15 protein-coding genes and 6 pseudogenes are annotated in these 19172 nt (G+C 61.0%); 12 read left to right on the top strand and 9 right to left on the bottom strand.

The features are described 5' to 3' along the window. Positions 1 to 21: 21 nt before the first annotated feature. Positions 22 to 209, top strand: a pseudogene (locus HAP54_RS52380) (IS630 family transposase); the annotation flags it as partial. A gap of 390 nt (positions 210 to 599) precedes the next feature. Here HAP54_RS52380 and HAP54_RS52375 read toward each other — a convergent pair. Then, positions 600 to 911 (bottom strand): annotated as a pseudogene (locus tag HAP54_RS52375) (plasmid pRiA4b ORF-3 family protein); the annotation flags it as partial. Positions 912 to 1026: 115 nt separating this feature from the next. On the opposite strand from HAP54_RS52375, the gene tnpA reads away from it, so the two are divergent. The 5 genes from tnpA to tnpC (HAP54_RS01615) all read left to right on the top strand — a co-directional run bounded on the left by tnpA (position 1027) and on the right by tnpC (HAP54_RS01615) (position 5366). Then, entirely contained in the window at positions 1027 to 1425 is a 399-nt protein-coding gene (gene tnpA, locus HAP54_RS01635) for an IS66-like element accessory protein TnpA (RefSeq protein ID WP_166294114.1), read from the top strand. Further along, positions 1422 to 1640, top strand: a complete 219-nt coding sequence (tnpB, locus tag HAP54_RS01630; RefSeq protein WP_166298587.1) for an IS66 family insertion sequence element accessory protein TnpB — start codon at positions 1422 to 1424, stop codon at positions 1638 to 1640. The genes tnpA and tnpB (HAP54_RS01630) overlap by 4 nt, the downstream gene beginning before the upstream one ends. A gap of 561 nt (positions 1641 to 2201) precedes the next feature. Continuing rightward, entirely contained in the window at positions 2202 to 3428 is a 1227-nt protein-coding gene (ltrA, locus tag HAP54_RS01625; protein WP_166306448.1) for a group II intron reverse transcriptase/maturase, read from the top strand. Positions 3429 to 3461: 33 nt separating this feature from the next. Beyond that, positions 3462 to 3656: an IS66 family insertion sequence element accessory protein TnpB gene (gene tnpB, locus HAP54_RS01620; protein ID WP_166294302.1), complete on the top strand. Its 195-nt coding sequence runs from the start codon at positions 3462 to 3464 to the stop codon at positions 3654 to 3656. A 45-nt stretch (positions 3657 to 3701) separates the two neighbouring features. Further along, a complete protein-coding gene (gene tnpC / locus HAP54_RS01615) occupies positions 3702 to 5366 on the top strand; it encodes an IS66 family transposase (RefSeq protein WP_166294112.1) in 1665 nt (554 codons plus the stop codon). 107 nt (positions 5367 to 5473) lie between these two features. On the opposite strand, the pseudogene tnpC (HAP54_RS01610) reads toward tnpC (HAP54_RS01615), so the two are convergent. Beyond that, positions 5474 to 7036: pseudogene (gene tnpC / locus HAP54_RS01610) on the bottom strand (IS66 family transposase). A gap of 46 nt (positions 7037 to 7082) precedes the next feature. On the opposite strand from tnpC (HAP54_RS01610), the gene HAP54_RS01605 reads away from it, so the two are divergent. Further along, positions 7083 to 7331, top strand: coding sequence for a hypothetical protein (locus HAP54_RS01605; protein ID WP_166298586.1), 249 nt, complete (start codon positions 7083 to 7085; stop codon positions 7329 to 7331). Between the two features lie 438 nt (positions 7332 to 7769). Here HAP54_RS01605 and HAP54_RS01600 read toward each other — a convergent pair whose 3' ends face one another. Further along, positions 7770 to 8036, bottom strand: coding sequence for a hypothetical protein (locus HAP54_RS01600; protein WP_165128049.1), 267 nt, complete (start codon positions 8034 to 8036; stop codon positions 7770 to 7772). A 172-nt stretch (positions 8037 to 8208) separates the two neighbouring features. Between HAP54_RS01600 and HAP54_RS01595 the strand changes: the two genes are divergently transcribed. Next, a complete protein-coding gene (locus HAP54_RS01595; RefSeq protein ID WP_166298585.1) occupies positions 8209 to 8433 on the top strand; it encodes a hypothetical protein in 225 nt (74 codons plus the stop codon). Here HAP54_RS01595 and HAP54_RS01590 read toward each other — a convergent pair. After that, on the bottom strand, positions 8430 to 9098 hold the full coding sequence (locus tag HAP54_RS01590; protein ID WP_165128053.1) for a hypothetical protein: 669 nt from the start codon (positions 9096 to 9098) through the stop codon (positions 8430 to 8432). The genes HAP54_RS01595 and HAP54_RS01590 overlap by 4 nt on opposite strands. A gap of 1029 nt (positions 9099 to 10127) precedes the next feature. Here HAP54_RS01590 and HAP54_RS01585 point away from each other — a divergent pair. Continuing rightward, the gene (locus tag HAP54_RS01585; RefSeq protein ID WP_165123024.1) at positions 10128 to 10301 is read left to right on the top strand and encodes a hypothetical protein; all 174 of its coding nucleotides are present in this window, start codon (positions 10128 to 10130) and stop codon (positions 10299 to 10301) included. 223 nt (positions 10302 to 10524) lie between these two features. Here HAP54_RS01585 and HAP54_RS01580 read toward each other — a convergent pair. Continuing rightward, positions 10525 to 11333 (bottom strand): annotated as a pseudogene (locus tag HAP54_RS01580) (IS256 family transposase); the annotation flags it as partial. Positions 11334 to 11390: 57 nt separating this feature from the next. On the opposite strand from HAP54_RS01580, the gene HAP54_RS01575 reads away from it, so the two are divergent. Further along, complete coding sequence (locus HAP54_RS01575) at positions 11391 to 12725, top strand: IS1182 family transposase (RefSeq protein WP_166202952.1); 1335 nt, start codon at positions 11391 to 11393, stop codon at positions 12723 to 12725. A gap of 223 nt (positions 12726 to 12948) precedes the next feature. Here HAP54_RS01575 and HAP54_RS01570 read toward each other — a convergent pair whose 3' ends face one another. Together HAP54_RS01570 and HAP54_RS01565 are read right to left on the bottom strand one after the other, a co-directional pair. Beyond that, positions 12949 to 14292, bottom strand: coding sequence for an IS1380-like element ISBdi2 family transposase (locus tag HAP54_RS01570; protein WP_166204320.1), 1344 nt, complete (start codon positions 14290 to 14292; stop codon positions 12949 to 12951). Positions 14293 to 14408: 116 nt separating this feature from the next. Beyond that, a pseudogene (locus HAP54_RS01565) lies at positions 14409 to 14767 on the bottom strand (transposase); the annotation flags it as partial. 386 nt (positions 14768 to 15153) lie between these two features. Between HAP54_RS01565 and HAP54_RS01560 the strand changes: the two are divergent. Together HAP54_RS01560 and HAP54_RS01555 are read left to right on the top strand one after the other, a co-directional pair. After that, positions 15154 to 15933, top strand: a pseudogene (locus tag HAP54_RS01560) (TrbI/VirB10 family protein); the annotation flags it as partial. Positions 15934 to 15937: 4 nt separating this feature from the next. Continuing rightward, positions 15938 to 16180: a DUF2274 domain-containing protein gene (locus HAP54_RS01555; RefSeq protein WP_029085104.1), complete on the top strand. Its 243-nt coding sequence runs from the start codon at positions 15938 to 15940 to the stop codon at positions 16178 to 16180. 534 nt (positions 16181 to 16714) lie between these two features. Here the strand turns inward: HAP54_RS01555 and HAP54_RS01550 are convergent. Continuing rightward, complete coding sequence (locus HAP54_RS01550) at positions 16715 to 17770, bottom strand: GDP-L-fucose synthase family protein (protein ID WP_283843094.1); 1056 nt, start codon at positions 17768 to 17770, stop codon at positions 16715 to 16717. Beyond that, on the bottom strand, positions 17754 to 18836 hold the full coding sequence (gene gmd / locus HAP54_RS01545; protein WP_166298584.1) for a GDP-mannose 4,6-dehydratase: 1083 nt from the start codon (positions 18834 to 18836) through the stop codon (positions 17754 to 17756). Before gmd ends, HAP54_RS01550 begins: the two co-directional genes overlap by 17 nt. Positions 18837 to 19172: the final 336 nt, after the last annotated feature.

Here is a 19172-nt window from a genome sequence, read left to right as displayed (position 1 = left end):
CTTGTGGATTTGCGGGGATTCGATCGAACAGTGGTGTGCTTCGACGAAAGCCCGGTCCAACTCATCGGCGAAACGCGTCAGCCGATCCCGGCCAAGCCCCGCAGGCTCGAACGTTACGATTATGAGTATCGTCGGAATGCACGGTCAATCTCTTTGTTCTCCTCGACGTGCATCGTCCCTGGCGCAAGGACAAGGTCACCGGGCGGCGAGATGACGGCGCTCGAGATTGGCCGGAATCCGGCCTCTACCCGAAAGGCAACGCGCGGACATGGGCCGAGCTCGGCCCGTCCCGGATCCGGCCGCTCCTGGTCGTGAGCGCGATGGTCTATGGTAAGCGTAGCTCTGCGGCCCTTTTGATTGGCTCTTGACGCCCTATTTTGATCGCAGCTTTTGCCGGCGTGGCTTCCAAATTCCGGACAATGCGTTGACGGCGGCCTCAAGCGCCTTCCGGTCGACGACGTTGGGATCGAACCGCTCCGGGCCCCAGAGGCGCATTTGTTCGTGCTCCGGATGGGTGGGGTCACCGATGGCATCGGGGTATTCGGATAGCCTGGCGCACCGCCTACGTCTTCCGGAGGACAACCACCGGCGGCCTCGAGCAAGAGGGGAAGTCCCTCTGTCGTCGTGTTGTCGAACCATTTTTCGAGTTTGATCACATGGTCCCAGCTGTCGCCGAAGTCATAGAGATAATGGATCGTTTTGGCGCCGGTCTCTCGAACGATTTCGCAGAGCCGCGCTTTGCGAGCATCGATGCGCTGGGGGCCAAAATCACCATCGGGGTCAGGGATGCCCCAGCGTCCTTCGCCAGCGTGGAACTCGAAGAGATGGCTATCCGTCCAGCCAAACGCCGCCTGAAGCGTCAGATGCAGCCGATCGAGACGCAGGGTCAGCGGTACGACGAGGCGGCGCATCACCTCCGGTTTCACGTCCTTGAGGGTCACCTTGATCGTATTCCTCCGCTAAGGGCCGCCTTGTTTGATGGGCGCGAGCGCTGCAGGTCCTAGGGGTAATCCTGGGAGAAGCGCTATGACGATTTCGAGGGCGGAGGTGATCACAACGGTCGAGCGGCGGCGCCGGTGGTCGCAGGATGAGAAGGAACGGCTCGTCGCAGCGTCGCTCGAGCCCGGCGCCAATGTTTCCGAGGTGGCTCGCGTGGCCGGGCTTCATGTGAGCCAGCTGTTCAGGTGGCGTAAGGAGCTTTGCAGGCACGGCGAAGCGAGCATAGCGCCGTTTGTTCCGGTCGAGATTGGGCCGTCTGCGCTACCGCGGGAGGTGGCCGAAGCGGCGTTGACGCCAACGGCGCGTCGACGCAAGAGCCAGGGCATCATCGAGATTGATCTTGGTAGCGGGCACCGCATCCGGGTCGATGGCGACGTTGATGGAGATGCGCTACGTCGCGTTCTCGATGCTTTGGTCCGCCGATGATCCCGGTTCCGACGGGCGCGCGAGTGTGGCTCGCGACAGGCTACACGGACATGCGCCGAGGCTTTCCGTCGTTGGCGCTCCAAGTGCAGGAGGTGCTGCACAAAGACCCGCTCAGCGGTCATTTGTTTGTCTTCCGCGGTCGCCGCAGCGATCTTGTGAAGCTGATCTGGCACGGTGTGCTGCAGAGCATGAAGGAGGTGAATAACCGAATTTAATGCGTACAGCTTTATTAGAGATGGAGGATGGCCCTCCTGCATCGGCGTTTCAGGCGCAGATGCAAAACCACGACACTGTGGCTTCGCTTAAAAGGCGCGGTCATGAGCAAGTGTTGCAAAAGTCCCGGGTGTACGGGGCAGGTAAGTATCCAGAAGGCGAGCGAAAGCGAATCTTCCGATGACGCGTCGAAAATTACTAAGGCGTCGCCAAAATCAGGGGCGCGTGCCATCCCTGAGATCAATCCGTGAGGCGCCTGGATTACTGCGCGGATGGCGACCGGCGTTTAGGGGACGCGATCTGGATACAGGCTCTTGTAGAGAACTGCAGGAACCAGTCGTTGTGATGCCAAGGGAGAAGTTCAAGCGGCGCACACCGCGAGACGAGAGTACCGAAGCACAACACTGGGGCGGATCGGCTCGTAGTAGTGATGAAGGTGCTGTAATGGGACTGGAGCGAAGGGGCCGAAACAAGTGGGTTGCTCCCATATGCAACTGTGATGAGCAGGAGGACATGTGAGTGTAACCGGACGTAAGCAGTACGATATCGACAAGCAGACAGTGATGAAGGCCTACCGATTGGTCAAAGCCAATGCGGGCTCGGCCGGCGTGGATAAGGTGTCGCTCGAAGCTTTTGAGAAGGACTTGAAGGGCAACCTTTACAAGGTCTGGAATCGAATGTCTTCTGGCAGCTACTTTCCACCTGCCGTTCGGGCTGTCTCCATTCCCAAGAAGAACGGCGGGCAACGCATTCTAGGTGTGCCGACAGTAGCAGATCGCGTGGCGCAAACGGTCGTCAAGCTGCAGATTGAACAAGCACTCGAGGAAATCTTCCTTCCCGATTCCTACGGCTACCGGCCCGGAAAATCCGCGCTGGACGCCGTCGGCGTCACCCGGCAACGGTGCTGGAGGATGGACTGGGTGCTGGAGTTCGACATCAAAGGCCTGTTCGACAATATCAGCCACAAGTTGCTTATGAAGGCCGTCAGGAAGCATGTGCAAGACGAATGGGCTCTGCTCTACATCGAACGCTGGCTAACAGCGCCGATGCAAGACAGAGACGGAGCGATCACCGCTCGCGACCGGGGCACACCCCAAGGCGGCGTGATCAGTCCCGTCCTTGCCAATTTGTTCTTGCATTATGCGTTCGATACATGGATGGCGCGGAACTTCCCGCAGTCGCCGTGGTGTCGATACGCGGACGACGGGCTCGTTCATTGCCGAACCAAGGCTGAAGCGGAAGCCATCAAGGCGGCGCTGCAAGCAAGGTTTAAGGAATGCGAACTCGAAATGCATCCCGACAAGACCAAGATCGTCTACTGCAAAGACAGCAATCGCCCGGGTAGCCATGCCAGTCAGTCATTTGACTTTCTGGGATTTACCTTTCGACCGCGCAGGGCAAGAAACCATCAGAAGAAAGAAAACTTCTGTACGTTCTCGCCAGCGGTCAGCAGGGCGGCGATGACGTCTATGCGTATGACGATCCGGCAGCTCCGCCTCAGGCTTCGCTCGCAGACGGAAGTCGACGCAATTGCCTTGGAACTGAACCCCGTCCTTCGTGGATGGAGGCAGTACTACGGCAGATATGGGCGGTCAGAAATGCACAACCTGTATCGATATGTCGACGAATCTCTTAACCGCTGGGCGCGACGCAAATACAAAGGGCTGAAGAATGGAAAAGTCAGAGCCTCCACCTGGCTCAGATTGATCCGCTGCCGCAGGCCGAAGCTGTTCGCTCATTGGGCGATGTTGAGTTCTGCCTCGTTACTTGTTGAGAGCCGTATGACGTGAGAGCGTCACGTACGGTTCGGAGAGCGGCTCCGGGTGCAACCCCCGGGGCCGACTCACCACGGCCAAGGAGCATGCCTTTTTACCAAAAGACTCGAGCGAGGAAGGTTCATCTGGCCATCGGTTGGCGGTGAAACGGTAACGATCTCGCCGGCGCAGTTGAGTTATCTGTTGTCCGGAATCGATTGGCGCACCCCGCAAGAAACCCAGCGTCCGACGCGGGTCGGATAACCGTTTTGGGTTTGAATCTGCTGCTCGATCTGATTCAATGGCTTCATGAGCTCGAAGCCAGACGATCTTCCTGCGGATCTTGCGAGCGCCTACATGGCGCTGCTGGCCGAGCGCAAGGCGTTGCAAGTTGAGCGCGATATCGCAGTCGCGGATGCCGCCAGCGCGCGGGCGGAGCTGTCGGACAACGAAGCGTTGATCGCACATCTCGAACTGCGGATCGAGAAGCTCAAACGCGAACTGTACGGGCCGCGGTCCGAGCGCACGGCGCGGCTGATCGAGCAATTGGAATTGGAGCTCGAAGAACTCATCACCATGGCGAGTGAGGATGAGCTCGCCGCGCGTGCCGCGGCTGCAAAGGTACAGAACGTTCGGGCCTTCACGCGCAAGCGGCCGGTGCGCAAGCCTTGGCCGGACGACATCGAACGCGAGCGGGTCGTCATTGAGGCGCCAACGAGCTGCGCCTGCTGCGGCGGATCGCGCCTGGCGAAGCTGGGCGAGGATGTGACCGAGACGTTGGAGGAGATCCCGCGCCGGTTCAAGCTGATCGAGACGGTGCGGGAAAAGTTCACCTGCCGCGATTGTGAGAAGATCAGCCAGCCGCCCGCGCCGTTCCATGCCACACCGCGTGGCTTCATCGGTCCGCAACTGCTGGCGACAATCCTGTTCGACAAGTTCGGCATGCATATCCCGCTCAACCGTCAGAGCGTGCGCTTTAAGGCCGAGAGGATCGATCTGCCGCTGTCGACGCTGGCCGACCAGGTCGGCCACGGAACCTTCGCCGTTATGCCGCTGTTCCAGCTGATCGAGCACCATGTGCTCGCGGCCGAGCGCCTACATGGCGACGACACCACCATCCGCATCCTGGCGAAGGGCAAGTGCACGACTGGGCGGATCTGGACGTATGTGCGGGATGACCAGCCGTTCGCCGGGCCTGCGCCGCCGGCGGCGGTCTATTACGCCTCGAGCGACCGACGGGGCGAACATCCCCAGAAGCATCTGGCCGCCTTCGCCGGTATCTTGCAGGCGGATTGCTATAGCGGCTTCGAGCCGTTGTTCGATCCGAAAAGAAAAGCGATGCCGATCACGCCCGCATTTTGCCTGGCCCATGCGCGGCGGGGATTCTTCGAGCTGGCCGACATCGAGAAAACGGCCAGGGAAGGCCGCAAGGGCAAACCGGTCTCCCCGATCGCGCTGGAGGCGGTCAGGCGTCTTGACGCTCTGTTCGAGATCGAGCGCGCCATCAACGGCCGCAATGCCGACGAGCGGCGTGCCGTACGCCAGGAGAGGAGCAAGCCGCTTCTCGATGACTTGCACGACTGGCTGCTCCGCGAGCGAGAAGCCCTGTCGCGCTCCTCCGAGGTCCTGAAGCCCATGAACTACATGCTCAGGCGCTGGGACGACTTCTCCCGCTTCCTCGATGATGGCAGGATCTGCCTCAGCAATAATGCCGCTGAAAGAGCGTTGCGCGGCATCGCGTTGGGCAGGCGCAACTGGACCTTCGCCGGCAGCCTGCGCGGCGCCGACCGCGCTGCCATCATGCTGACGATGATCACGACCTGCCGCCTGAACAACGTCGATCCCAAAGCCTGGCTCGCCGACGTCCTCGCCCGGATCGCCGATCTTCCCACTTCGCGTCTGCGCGAACTGCTGCCCTGGGAATGGAAGCTCCTGCGGCAAGCCAACAACCCCACCGATCAGCAGGCCGCCTGACCTTCACCCAACGCTATCTTACAGATCGCCACGCCCACGCGCATGCGTCAATCAGGCGGCCTTCGTCGTATGCGTACCCTTGATCCGGACCGCGGTCGTGTTCAGGCTCATGCCGCCAGCCTCGGATCGTGTGCATGCATCTTGTAGGTCGACGCCCAGGGAAGCAGTTCGTCCAGTCGCGCCGCAGGCCAGCCATTGACGAGCTTCGCGAGGACGTCGGAGAGCCAGTGCTCGGCGCTAACGCCATTGAGTTTGCACGTCTCAATCAGCGAAGCCAGCAATGCCCGGTTCTCGGCGCCCTCGTCGCAGCCGGCAAAAAGGGAGTTCTTGGCGTTGAGCTTGATCGGCCGCATCGCACGTTCGACCGCATTCGTGTCCATCTCGATGCGCCCGTCATCAAGGTAGAGCGTCAGGCCGTCCCAATGGCGCAGCGCATAACGCAAAGCCTTCGCCGTGTCGCACTTCTGCGCAAGGTGATCAAGCTTTGCCTCAAACCACTGCTTCAAGGCTGCAGCCAGAGGCCGGGCATGCCCTTGTCGGCCCGCGCGGCGCTCGGCATCAGATCGGCCACGTAGTGCTTTCTCAACCGCGTAGAGCTGGGCAATGCGCTTGAGGGCCTCCCGGGCAACCGGAGCCGGCGCCAGTGAAGCCTCGCGCTCGATCTTCACAAATTGACGCCGTAGATGCGACCAGCAGAAGGCAAGCGTACCGGACAGGGCGTCCGCACGCGTCTCTCGGGTCATGGTCTTGTAGGCCTCATAACCATCGCAATGGATGATGCCCCGGTATCCTTCAAGCAGCCTCAAGCCATGAACGGCCCCACGGCCTGGTGCATAGGCGTAAACCACGCCAGGTGGGTCAGATCCGGCCCAAGGCCTGTCATCGCGCGAGAGCGCCCAGAAGTAGCCGGTTTTGGTCCTGCCGCGCCCCGGATCCAATACCGGCGCCGGGGTCTCATCGACACAAAGCTTCGAAGAGGCGAGCAAAATCTCGCGCAAACCATGCCAAAAGGGTTCCAGCTCCTGGGCGGCGTAGCCGACCCAGAAGGCGAGCGTGGAACGGTCGATGGCGATGCCGTGCGTCGCCAACATCTGCCTGGCGATAAAGCGGCAAATGCCAATGATACTTGGCATCGATCACATGCGCGACCAGCCGCTCCGTGGGCAGTCCCCCTTGATCAATCGTTCGGGCGCAGCATGTTGGAGGACGACGCCATGACAAGCGCGGCAGGCCAGTTTGGGCCGGCGAGTGACAATTACGCGATACTGCGCCGGTACGACGTCGAGCCTCTGGCTCTCATCGCTCCCAATTTCAAAAAGGACGGCTGCGCAGCACGGGCAGCAGGTTGCAGCGGGCATCAGGGTCTCGACGATGCGTGGCAAATGCTCCGGCAGCTTGCCACGATTGGCCCCGCGCTTGGAAGTTCTCTTCTCGCAGGTTCTTGGATTGGCGTGATTCTCGGTTGCTTCGAGAGCCGCGACGGCCTCTTCGATGTCCTCCAAACCAAGCTGAAGCTGAGCAGCGTCCAGCTTTTCCGACGATCGACCGAACTTCGCATCTTTTGCAAGCTTGAGCAGCCGCTCGAGCCTGGCGCAGCGATCCAGTAGAGCCGCGGCAAAGACACGCAACTCGGCTGGATCGCTCGGCAGCACATCAGGTAAATCACTCATTGGCCCGAGTCTGCCATGCTTCGCGCCACGATGCAGCGAAGACTTTATGTCCTACGCAAAGCGCTTTCGGCTGAGAGATTCGAGGCGCGTGCATGCGCGTCCAATCCATGCCGGCCAGAAGCGCGGCATTCACCCGCATGACGCCGGCCACGATGGGAGGACATTTGAAGCCGCCGCCATCGAGCCGTTTCCAGTACATCACAAGGCCGCTGCCATCTCAGACGACAATCTTCACCCGATCGGCGCGCATCGCACGGAAGACTACCACCACCCCCTTCATCGCGTCTCGGGTTGAAGCTTCCACGGGGTAAGATGAGGGCCGCCGGCTAAGTTGGGCACCTAATCCCGGACGATCTAATCCAATCTGCCATGTGGGCAGTCACTTGATGCTCCCGCGCTTTGCGCAATATCGCGTCGCGCTTTGGGCATGCCGGCATCTGGTCAGCGCAGTTCCTTAAGCGCGCCGCCTCTTCCAACAGACGGTCAGTAAGGGGCTTTGCTTGCTTGAAAAGCATTCGGTGTTTGATCATGCGCTTTATCTCTGCCGAGAGAAACCTATGATGGGTCGCTGGCAATACCATCGCGGCCGCCCGCGCCAGTTCTGACTTTGACGATTTGGTGTCCCGCGACATCGGGGCCAAGCAACCAAGCCCAGCAACGAGCGTGCCAAACGACCGCACGCGGCCCGAAAGGCTCTGGTCAGCGGTGCCTTGAGAATTGGGGCGGCTCGATCCTAGCCGGTATCAGGACTCCACGTCCGTGAGATCAGCGGATCATTCCGATCATCATATATGGTCACAAGCTCGCCAGCTCTTACGCCGAGGCCCTTCAAGTCAGCTTCGCGTAGTTCGGAATTCGAGATCGCTGCTTCGCCCGCGCTGGCCGCCAACGAAGCCTTTACGGCTTCTGTCGCATCGGCCATTGCGACCGCATAGGTTACATATCGAAGCTTGCCGTCGGCTTTGGGAACGCCGATTGAAACCATCCATCCTGCTGCCATCTCACTCGTCCGATATTCAAGACAGGCGGTTACTCTACGCATCCACGCCTAGTAGCCACCTCCCAATAATGGGAGGATTGCAAATCCGTGGCGGCCAAGTCCGTAGGATCACGGGACCCTCTTCCATGCGTAGCGCGAGCTGCGCTAGGCTACGACTTGGAGGAAAGCCGCCGTGGCGAGCAAGTTTGAGCGGATCGACACTGTCGCGCGGTCGGCCATCCTGCCACGCCTCCGCCGTGTGCAGGCGTGGCGCAGAGCGCGGTTCCAGCGCCTCCTATCTGATCCCAACATCGCACAGAATGACCCGGGAAGGCTCAAGTCTATCAAAGCGGCACAGCACTACATGGCCGTCTCCGTGCGCGCCAAAGCCATCCTCGCCGGGATCATCGATCGCTAGGGGACGCCGGGGGCAGCGCAGCAAATAGCCAAATCAAGCATCGGGCCGTAGAGCCTGCCAGCTCCGATCAATAGTTCTTCCGCGACAATTTCGATAGCGCGCCAGCTTTCCGCCACGAGCGTCTTTGCTTTCGCCTCATAGTGCTCGCGCGGCTCCGGCAATTGCGTCATTGCGCTGGTGATGTTGGCTTCGTCATCGCCAGCACAAAGCAGCCGGCCGGTGAAGCGAGCTTCCGCGAATGGCCCTGCCATCGTGATCAAGATTTCAGTCTTGGGACTGGCCTTCTCGTGCCACACGTGCCCAATGCGACCCATAAAAGGAATGATGGCAACACACGCGACCTCTATGTCTAGTGCGCGAGCAATCACTGCATGCCCCGCCTCGTGATATGCAGCGATCTCGCGCTCTTCGAATACTTCGGTGTACTCCTGCTCGATATCCGGAGGATGGCAGCGCGACCCTAGGGGCCTGACATTGCTAGGGCGTAACTTTAACGCGCGCATCCCCGTTATGGAAGAAAGCTTCCGTTTTGGAGGCCGCCTAGGTGTCGGCCTACGCGCTTCGAGCTTCGCGATCGCGGCAAGCACGACGGCCGTTGCGACCTTCCCTTGAGACCATTGTGTGAGCGCCTCAATGGCGATCTTTAACGCCCCTTCACGGGTCATGGCATGATCTCCACAGCGTGCACTAGGCCGATGCTACCGAAAGAAGCGCGAGCGGCTGGAGGAGCCGCTCGCGCTAGCGCAAGGCTGCGCGGACTTCGCCATCTCATGGGGGTTGCGCGAAAGTATGAGAAGCCGAGTCCAAACGTCCCTCAGCAACTCGCATGCCAGACCGTCGCGACGCAAAAGAGGCGAAAAGCTGCGCAGCCTTTCCACAGGTCACGATCCACACGAAGCGCGGCGCTAAGGCCAGCACCGTGAAAAGCGTGCGGACGGCGGAAGGAGCCGCCCGCACGAGTTGCTGGTGGAGACTTGGCCGTCTCACGAGGTTCATCAGTAAGCAACCAAGCCATAAGGGGGTAGCAACCGGCGTGCCAAATAGTCGAAATGCAACTCTGCTTGAAGGAGAGGCAGAACGCAGCGCTTCCAGCTTTGGCCCGAGCAATTACTCGCAATTCAAATGGCGGCTTCCGGACACATGTCATCAATCGGACGCGGGTGAGCGAGATCAGACGTGCAGCGCTTTTAGTGACGTTGGGGTCGCGAGATGATTGGATCGATCTAGTCATCGAGTATAGCGATCAGCTCGCCGGGCTCCACGCCGGGCCTTTGCAACTGCTTCTCTTCGATCGGGCAGTTTAGCATTGCGGCCTTTGCCCCCGCAGTCTTTCAGGGGCAGCTTCACGGCTGACCGCAAGGTTACATGCCTGTTCGTCGTCGCTGTCTTCCTTGAGGATGGCGACCGTCACTATCCAACCATCCATCTTGCTGCACCTTGGAAAGAGTCCTGGCTATGTGAGGCCGGCTCGCTCCGATAATCTTGCAAATCCGGAGCCACCGGACTTATCAACGCCGCGCAGCACCGCACTGTCGTCTATGCATGCCAAAGTCATTCTGTTGGGGCTGATAGGCGCTAGGCATATGCCGCGCGGAAAGGCGAAGGTCTTCTCAGCCCTATGGGCGAGACGCTAGGTCTTTACGCTCTCTTAACCTCTCATGCTGCGGATGTCAGGCAGAAAGGAGGTGACTGCCATGACACTCGACGAATTTGTCGCTGCCGATATCGCTCATCTTCGAAAGCCAATTGCGATCGGCGATAGCTGCCCGCCAATAGCGGACAAGAACAGGCACAGCGCGCTAATCGCAGAACTCGAAGCATCGCTCAAGACGACCGATCAGCCGCAGAGCGCGGCCTGGTCAGGCTAGATGCGGTAAGGGGCCCTGCTCCGAGCAAAGGGGGCATGATGGTGGCTGTCCCCTGATCAAACGGGGTCACGACTTGAGTCGGCCCAAGCATCCGGAGACGGAGGGTTGCCGTGGAGAACTAGGCCGGAATCGACGTGTCATTGGAACTGTCGAGCGTGTGCGTTGTGGATGCCCAGGGTAAAATCCTGAAGGAAGCAAAGGTCGCGAGCGAACCCGACGCCTTACTCAACGGCGCGATGGTTTCCAGTGTCATGTAACGGGCACGCTGGACGGCCCATTCATCGTTCTGCTCGAGCAGGATCGCGCCGATGAGGCGGACGATGGCATCCTCGTTGGGGAAGATGCCAACCACCTCGGTGCGCCGCTTGATCTCGCCGTTGAGGCGCTCGATTGGGTTGGTGGAGTGCAGCTTGGTGCGATGTTGCGGCGGGAATTCATGTAGGCCAGCACATCGGTCTCCGCTTCGTCGAGGAAGTCGGCAAGCTTGGGCAGCTTGGGGCGGAGTTGATCAGCGACCTTACGCCACTGCGCCGTTGCGGCTTCGGCATCGTCCTGGGCGAAGGCGGTGGCGATGAAGGCGGAGACGACGCGCCGCCCGCTCTTGCCGGCGTGCGCCAGCGCGTTGCGCATGAAGTGGACGCGGCACCGTTGCCAGCCGGCGTTGAGCACCTTGGCGACGGTGGCCTTGATGCCCTCGTGGGCGTCGGAGACGACGAGCTTGACGCCGCGCAGGCCGCGGCGGGCAAGTTTGCGCAGGAACGCCGTCCAGAACGTCTCGGCCTCGGAGGGACCGATATCCATGCCGAGAACCTCGCGGTGGCCGTCACTGTTGACGCCGACCGCGACAATCACCGCGACCGAGACGATGCGGCCATTCTGGCGCACCTTCACATAGGTGGCGTCGATCCACAGATACGGCCAGTCGCCCTCGATCGGGTGGGCGAGGAACGCCTTCACTTTGTCGTCGATCTCGCCGCACAGCCGGCTCACTTGGCTCTTGGAGATGCCGCTCATCCCCATTGCCTGCACTAGGAGCTTGTCTGGATAGTCGCTGTTCAAATCTGGTCGGGTCTGATTCAACATTGGGCGATGAGCAAGTATTTTCGGCCTTGGAACATCGATCAGACGCTGCTTCTGCCGCCGAATGTGCAGGACTTCGTGCCGAAAGGCCATGTCTCGCGGTTTATGGTTGATCTGGTGCGGGAGAGCCTCGATCTCAGGGAGATCATGGGCAGCTATGTGAGCGGGCTTGGGCAGCCGCCGTTTGATCCGCGGATGATGGTGGCGCTGCTGCTGCATAGCTATGCGAGTGGGCTGTATTCGTCGCGTCGGATTGCCAAGGCCTGCCGGGAGCGGAACGATTTTGTGATGATCGTGGCGCTGGATGCGCCGGATTTTCGGACGATCAGCGACTTTCGCAAGCGACATTTGAAGGCGCTCGGCGCGCTATTCGTGCAGGTTCTGAAGTTGTGCGAGACGGCCGGGCTGGTCAAGCTCGGTCATGTCGCGCTGGATGGTACGAAGATCAAGGCGAACGCGTCGAAACACAAGGCGATGAGTTATGAGCGCATGAAGAAGCGCGAGGCGGAATTGAAGGCCGAGGTCGCTCGCATGCTGGCGGCCGCCGAGGCGGCGGATGCCTCGGAGGATGAGACTTTCGGCAACAGCGACGAACTGCCGGACTGGACCGTCGACAAGCAGAAACGGCTGGCGAAGATCCAGCAAGCGATGGCGGCGCTGGAAGCGGACGCCAAACTGGCGGCGGAGGAAGAGCGCCGCATCGAGGCCGAAAAGGAACAGCAGCGCCAGGCCGAAGGCCGCAAGAAGCCGGGCAAACCGGCGGCGCTGCCATCGGAGGAACCCAATCCCAAGGCGCAACGCAACTTCACCGATCCGGAAAGCCGCATCATGAAGTCGAAGGATGGCTTCGTTCAGGCCTATAATGCCCAGGCGGCCGTCGATGCACATGCCCAGATCATTGTCGCGCAAGAACTGACCCAGCACGGCAGCGATCAGGGCCAGTTGGTGCCCCTGATCGAGGCCATCGAGAGCAATCTTGGCCGCAAGCCGCGGCAGGCCTCAGCGGATTCCGGCTACTGCAGCGAAGCCAATCTCGAAGCGCTCGACACACGCAGCATCGATGGCTATGTCGCGCCCGGACGCGCCAAGCACCCGACAGTAGCGAACGGAAAAGTCGGCGGCCCGCTGACACAGGCCATGCGAAAGAAGATCGACGATGGCGGCTTCGAAACACCCTACCGATTGCGAAAGCAAGTGGTGGAGCCGGTGTTCGGGCAGATCAAACAGGCAAGAGGCTTCCGCCAGTTCCTGTTGCGGGGCATCGAGAAAGTGCGCGCCGAGTGGACAATGATCTGCACCGTCCATAACCTCCTCAAGCTGTTCAACCTCGCAAACGCAGCCTGAGCCTGCTACTCTACAACAAATGCCCGTCACGAAAACATATCTGGACGGGCTCCTAGCCCGTCCTATTCGTGAGAGTGCTTTTTTTAGTCCGATTGATGTGGCCGCACATCTGCTCTGACGAGGCGCGCGGGATTGCCTTCGGCTTTTCACCGCCTGACCGACCCGTACTTTGCAACGCGCTTGAGGTGTAGGTTGGGCGAACGGGGGGCGGACGCCCCGCCGGTCAAGGACCGAGCGGCAGCAGCGCGCCTGGCAAGCCGCGGATCAGGTCGGCTTCGGGACATGCCGCGGCAAACGCAAGGCGAATGCGGCTCGTGGTCTCGACGACACGGGCAGCGAGTTTCAAGAGACGAAGACGCAGCGTCGCGAACTCGGCTGTGGCCAATTCCCGGGCTTTGGGAATCGCGTCGCGCACGGTCAGCATCAGCCAATAAGCGGCGGTGTGGAGAACGAGGCGGACTTGATTGGCGAGCGCCGAACGGCAGCTGGTGCGATCGGAGGCGAGCTGTGTCTTATGCAGCTTGATCAGATTCTCGGCTTGGCCGCGCGCGCAATACAGGCTGTCGTAGATCCACTCGGCCGAGCCGACATCGAGGCTGGTGACGACGAAACGGATGTCGAGGCCGAGCATCGTCGCCTCAATACGGGCGACGGTACGCCGTTCGCGATCCCAGGACTTGGCCTTGTGGCGCGTCTCGGTATAGCCACGCAGAACCGGCAGGTTCTCGATGGCGCGTCGCGTGCGGATGTCGTCGGCGGCCTCGTCGAGTTTTCTGGCGAGCGGCTTGGTGCCGGACAGACCGAAGATGTAGTCGATGCCGTTGGTCTCGCACCACGCCATTGCCTCCGGCCGGGCATAGTGCCCGTCGCCACGGAACGTAATTCGCGTGTTGTGCCACCGCGTCCGGATATGCCGTATCAGGCGGCGCAGATGGGCACGCACCTCGACGCCGCCCGGCGTCTTGCCGGGCCGCAACACGACCGCCACGGGCCGGCTCTTCTCCGTGTCGTAGACGTGGATCGGCAGGAAGCAGCGTTCGTCATAATGAGCGTTGAACAGCGAGAGCTGCTGATGGCCGTGGACGACATCGCAGGTATCATCGATGTCAAGCGTGACGGATGCCGGCTCGCGCGGGTAGCTATCCATCCATGCGTCGACCAAAGTGTAGGTCAGTCGGATCACGTCGCGCAGGCGCGGAGCATTCTCCAGCCGCGACAGCGTCGGTTGGGAACACAGATCGCGACCCGTGTCCGGCAGCCGTCCGCAGGCCAGCTTGAATGCGGGATCGGACCGCAGATGATCGAGGTCGTCGGCGTCCTCGTAGCCGCAGCAGATCGCGAACATGCGCGCGCGGAACATATCGACAAGGCTGTGCACGACCCGCGTCGGATCGCGCCGATCCGGGAACACCCGGGCCAAATTGTCGGCCAAGCCGAGACGCCGCTCGGCCATCGCCAGAAGCATCACGCCCCCGTTCGAGGTCAGCCGACCGCCATCGAAGGCAGCTGTGACTTTCTTGGCGTGAACGGCTGGAAACGAGAAGGGCAGAATCGTATCATCGGTCATGGCGGGCCTGGCGTTCGCGGTTGAGGTGATGGGGTTGGCTTTGCAACCGAATCCTACGCCGCATCAGCGCTTTACACCACGCTCGCCAGCCTCTCAGGCGCACTCTGACGAATAAGACGGGCTAGGTCGTCTACCGAACGGGTCGAGACGCCCTGCACGTAGGCCTCCTGCACCACGGCGGTGAGCGCCTTCTCGGCCATCCGGCGCGGCTCTAGGAAGCCTGGGAAGTAGGAGCCCTTGCGCAGCTTGGGGATGCGCAATTCGACCGCGCCGGCGCGGGTCTCCCAGATCCGGTCGCGGTAGCCATTGCGCTGCGCCAGACGCTCGGGGTTCTTCTCGCCGTAGGCCGCCCGGTGTGGCCCTCGACTTCCAGCTCCATCAGCCGCTGGGCGGCAAAGCCGATCATCTCGCGCAACAGATCGGCATCGGGGGTCTTCTCCACGAGCGTGCGCAGGTTCATCATATCGTCGGTCATCGGTGATTCCTCGGTTGCGTTGGCGTGTCGCAACCCGATCCTACCGGAGAACTGCCGATGACCACCGCAAAGCCGCCCGCCCGCTACGGCGCTATTTGAGGCGCGCGTGCGGGCGGCTTTGCTCTACCGAGCTACACCATCACTGGGGACACGACCGGATTCTCATAGAGCAGTTTCTCGGTGGCTCGCGCATCATCCACATGTACGGGAAAATACGAGACGATGTAGCCAACGCTATTCAGGTTGACTGAGAAGCAGAAGGCACGGTCTTAGAAGCTGCGTTCGGCCGTGGCACCGGCGAATATCATATGAGAATGAAGCACCTTCTTGATGTGGTACATGCTGCGTCAGCGGGGTTGCGTGTGATCGACCCTCACGACAAGCACAAGTCGGCGCGTACCAGCAAGGTCTGTGCCAGCACCAATGTCCGTCCCTCAACTGCTGTGACATCGGCCAATGAAACGCCTTCGAATGCCACGACATCATCTGATGAAACGTTCGCCCAGAATGGCCAGGAACGGAAGCTTGCCTTCGTCAGCGCATCCGTCGACCGCCGGACGACCAGTCCGGATCGCCTCGTGAGGCCAGCTTCGCCGTTTGTGGTGCAGGCCGGCACAGTCATTCCGGCCGCTCTCATCACGGGCATTCGATCCGATCTGCCGGGGCAGATCACGGCGCAGGTGACGGAAGCTGTCTATGACAGTCCAACGCGGCGAGCGCGCCTTATCCCGCAGGGGGCAAGGCTGATCGGCACCTACGACAGCCAGGTGGCATTTGGCCAGTCGCGCGTACTGTTGGTTTGGACGCGGCTGATTATGCCGAACGGGCGTTCGATCGTCCTGGAACGGCAGCCTGGCGCAGATGCATCTGGATACGCCGGCCTCGAGGACGAGGTCGACAATCACTGGAAATAGCTCTTGGGCGCAGCAGCGGTTTCGACACTGCTCGCTGTTGGCACGGAGGTCAATTCGGGCGCGGACGCAGGCAACACCAACAGCGACCTCATTGCTGCGCTCCGGCGTGGAGCGGAGGATTCCGCAAATCAGACAGGACAGCAGCTGGTTCGCCGCAATCTCAACATCCAGCCAACGTTGACGATCCGCCAGGGATTCCCGGTGAGGGTGATCGTCAACCGCGACCTGGTGCTCGAACCATATATAGGATAACGCGATGGCAAAGCTCAAGCTTGGAGCGATCGAAGACGACAAACCGATCAAAGTGGCGCACGAACTGCCGGCAAGCGTCCACCGGGACCTCGCTGCCTACGCTGAAATCCTGGCCCAGGAAACGGGACAACCCGTTCAGGATCCAGCCAAGCTGATCGCACCTATGCTGGCGAGGTTCATGGCGGCGGACAGGAGCTTTCGCAAAGCTCGGCGCGCGCGTCAGCGTGCGAATGGAGGCGAGGGGTAGCGCTCTAACAGCAAGTTCAATGCGGCCAACTTGGGTTGTCGTTGTCCGCTCGCGAATATGCCCAAGAGTCGAGCCGGCCGCGGCCGGTGCCGTCGCGCAATTCGCGTAGAAGAGGCTCGCATACGATTCCTGCGTTCGTGCTAATCAGGCTCGCCGCGGCGGCTCACACCGTGGCGCTCGATTTTTGGCGCCTTCAGGCTAAACTAGCTTGGAAAACAAAAGATCCTCAAAGGCTTTCCGTCTCGTAGTTCTGCATCGTCACGCTATCGCCGTGGGTGCTGATGACGGACTATCGCTGGACATGGCTGAAGAGGAATATTGGCGCGTTCCAACTCAATGATCGATCGCGGCTCAGCATCGACTTCAGATCGCGCTTATCAACTGTCGACTTCGGCGGAGTAGAACAACACATCCGCGATCATGATCATTCTGCGTCGTGATGCAAGCCGGTTGATCCGCATGCTGGCCAGCATGTACATGGTGAGGATCCAACCGGTCGCTGTGTTGAGAAGAAGGCCGTTCACGGAGTAGATATTACCGAGTGGCCTGGGCTGACGGACGGCCGGGAGAGTCGCCGCGGACTCGTCGTGCAGGATTGCCTTCCCTTAAGCCCACTTGCCGGGGATGAGCTGGATCACTCTGGTGGCCTTTATTGCTCTGGCCGAGATACGCCCGGTACGTCAACTTAATGCCTTCCTCCAGTGAGGTCTGGGCACGCCAGCCGAGCCTGGCCAAACGGCTGACGTCGAGCAGCTTGCGCGGGGTGCCGTCCGGGCGCGACGTGTCGAAGCTGATCTCACCGCGATAGCCGACGGCCGCCGCCACCAAGAGTGCGAACTCGGCGATGGTGATGTCTGCGCCGGTGCCGATATTGACCAGGTCCGGCGAGGAATAGGTCTTCATCAGGTGGATGCAGGCGTCGGCGAGATCGTCGACATAGAGGAATTCGCGGCGCGGCGTCCCGGTGCCCCACACCACGACTTTGGTTGCGCCTGAGACCTTGGCCTCGTGGAAGCGGCGGATCAGCGCGGCGACGACGTGGCTGTATTCGGGATGATAATTGTCGCCAGGACCGTAGAGGTTGGTCGGCATCACGTTGATGAAATCGGCTCCGTACTGGCTGCGATAGGCCTCGGCCATCTTGATGCCGGCGATCTTGGCGATGGCATAGGGCTCGTTGGTCGGCTCCAGCGGGCCGGTCAGCATCGAATCCTCGCGCAGCGGCTGCGGCGCCAGGCGCGGATAGATGCAGGACGAGCCGAAGAACATCAGCTTCTCACATCCATTGGCATGGGCGGCCTGGAGCACATTGGTCGAGATCGCGAGATTGTCGTAGAGGAATTCGGCCCGCAGCGTGTTGTTGGCGACGATGCCGCCGACCTTGGCGGCAGCGAGGAACACGGCCTGCGGCCGCTTCGCGGCAAACCAGGCGTTCACCGCGGCCTGGTCGCGCAAATCGACCCCGCTGCGCGACAATGTCAAGAGATCGGCCTGTTCGCGCGCCAGCCGGCGCATCAGCGCCGAGCCGACCATGCCGCGATGGCCTGCGACGAAAACCGTCTTGCCCTTCAGTTCAAACGTGCTTGCCATTGCCCGCGTCCTGCCTGGCCTCAGCGAGATCGCTGGCGACCATTTCCTTCACCAGCTGCGCGAACGGCGTCTTCGGCGCCCAGCCGAGCTTGGCGCGCGCCTTGCTGGCATCGCCGATCAGGAGATCGACCTCGGTCGGGCGGAAATAGGTCGGATCGATCTGCACCAGGGTCTTGCCGGACGCCTTGTCGACGCCGATCTCCTCAACGCCCTTGCCGCGCCATTCGATGCCGCGGCCGACCTCCGCAAACGCCAGCTCGACGAACTCGCGGACCGAGCGCGTCTCGCCGGTCGCGAGCACGAAATCATCAGGCTCGTCGGCTTGCAGGATTTTGTGCATGCCTTCGACATAGTCGCGGGCATGGCCCCAGTCGCGCTTGGCATCGAGATTGCCGAGATAGAGCTTGCTCTCCAGGCCGACCTCGATGCGGGCGACGGCGCGCGTGATCTTGCGCGTCACAAAGGTCTCGCCGCGGATCGGGCTCTCATGGTTGAACAGGATGCCGTTGCTGGCGAACATGCCATAGGCCTCACGATAGTTCACCGTGATCCAGTAGCCGTAGAGCTTGGCGACGCCGTAGGGCGAGCGCGGATAGAACGGCGTCGTCTCCTTCTGCGGCACCTCCTGCACGAGCCCGTAGAGCTCCGAGGTCGAGGCCTGATAGAACCGCGTCTCCTTTTCCATGCCGAGGATGCGGATCGCTTCCAGCAGGCGCAGCACGCCGATGGCGTCCGCGTTCGCTGTATATTCCGGGCTCTCGAAGCTGACCTGGACGTGGCTCTGGGCGGCGAGGTTGTAGATCTCGGTCGGCCGGATCTGCTGCATCAGCCGGATCAGATTGGTCGAATCCGTCATGTCGCCGTAGTGCATCAGGAACGGCACGTTGCCGGCATGCGGGTCCTGGTAGAGATGGTCGACCCGCGCGGTGTTGAACGAGGACGAGCGGCGCTTGATCCCGTGCACAGTGTAGCCGAGGCCAAGCAGATATTCGGCAAGATACGCGCCGTCCTGCCCGGTGACGCCGGTGATCAGCGCCACGCGCCGCTTTGAATTCTGAGCCGCCATGGTCTCTATTGGTTGCGCCGTAAAGAGCCCCCCTTAAGAACGCCAGTTGCGAAGCGGCTGCGAGAGATCTAGATGCTCAAGCGCGCTACACCCGCAACTAGAGGAAAGCGATCGTCAGCTCCGATCATACACATCATATATCCATGCACACTATATACATTGATTTATACCGATCCGGCAGTTGCTCTATCCCAATATTACAATCATTCGGACCTGGCTTATCGTGGCCGGATAAAGCGACGTGCTGAGGTTAGCCAGTTGCAAGTTAGGAGATCGGCATTGCATTGATAGAATCGCAGCATGCAGGCCGACACCCAGCCACAGCCTGTGCATAGA

This window comes from Bradyrhizobium sp. 2S1 (assembly GCF_011516625.5).
Classification (GTDB): Bacteria; Pseudomonadota; Alphaproteobacteria; order Rhizobiales; family Xanthobacteraceae; genus Bradyrhizobium; species Bradyrhizobium septentrionale.
This window is presented reverse-complemented; position numbering and strand designations above follow the sequence as displayed.

Coding starts and splice junctions, on each gene's coding strand:
- tnpC (WP_166294112.1), top strand. CDS start 3,702: ATGAGCTCGAAGCCAGACGATCTTCCTGCGGATCTTGCGAGCGCCTAC.
- HAP54_RS01605 (WP_166298586.1), top strand. CDS start 7,083: ATGTCCTACGCAAAGCGCTTTCGGCTGAGAGATTCGAGGCGCGTGCAT.
- ltrA (WP_166306448.1), top strand. CDS start 2,202: ATGAAGGCCTACCGATTGGTCAAAGCCAATGCGGGCTCGGCCGGCGTG.
- HAP54_RS01590 (WP_165128053.1), bottom strand. CDS start 9,098: ATGACCCGTGAAGGGGCGTTAAAGATCGCCATTGAGGCGCTCACACAA.
- gmd (WP_166298584.1), bottom strand. CDS start 18,836: ATGGCGGCTCAGAATTCAAAGCGGCGCGTGGCGCTGATCACCGGCGTC.
- HAP54_RS01570 (WP_166204320.1), bottom strand. CDS start 14,292: ATGACCGATGATACGATTCTGCCCTTCTCGTTTCCAGCCGTTCACGCC.
- HAP54_RS01555 (WP_029085104.1), top strand. CDS start 15,938: ATGGCAAAGCTCAAGCTTGGAGCGATCGAAGACGACAAACCGATCAAA.
- HAP54_RS01600 (WP_165128049.1), bottom strand. CDS start 8,036: ATGGCAGCAGGATGGATGGTTTCAATCGGCGTTCCCAAAGCCGACGGC.
- HAP54_RS01550 (WP_283843094.1), bottom strand. CDS start 17,770: ATGGCAAGCACGTTTGAACTGAAGGGCAAGACGGTTTTCGTCGCAGGC.
- tnpB (WP_166298587.1), top strand. CDS start 1,422: ATGATCCCGGTTCCGACGGGCGCGCGAGTGTGGCTCGCGACAGGCTAC.
- tnpA (WP_166294114.1), top strand. CDS start 1,027: ATGACGATTTCGAGGGCGGAGGTGATCACAACGGTCGAGCGGCGGCGC.
- HAP54_RS01585 (WP_165123024.1), top strand. CDS start 10,128: ATGACACTCGACGAATTTGTCGCTGCCGATATCGCTCATCTTCGAAAG.
- HAP54_RS01575 (WP_166202952.1), top strand. CDS start 11,391: ATGAGCAAGTATTTTCGGCCTTGGAACATCGATCAGACGCTGCTTCTG.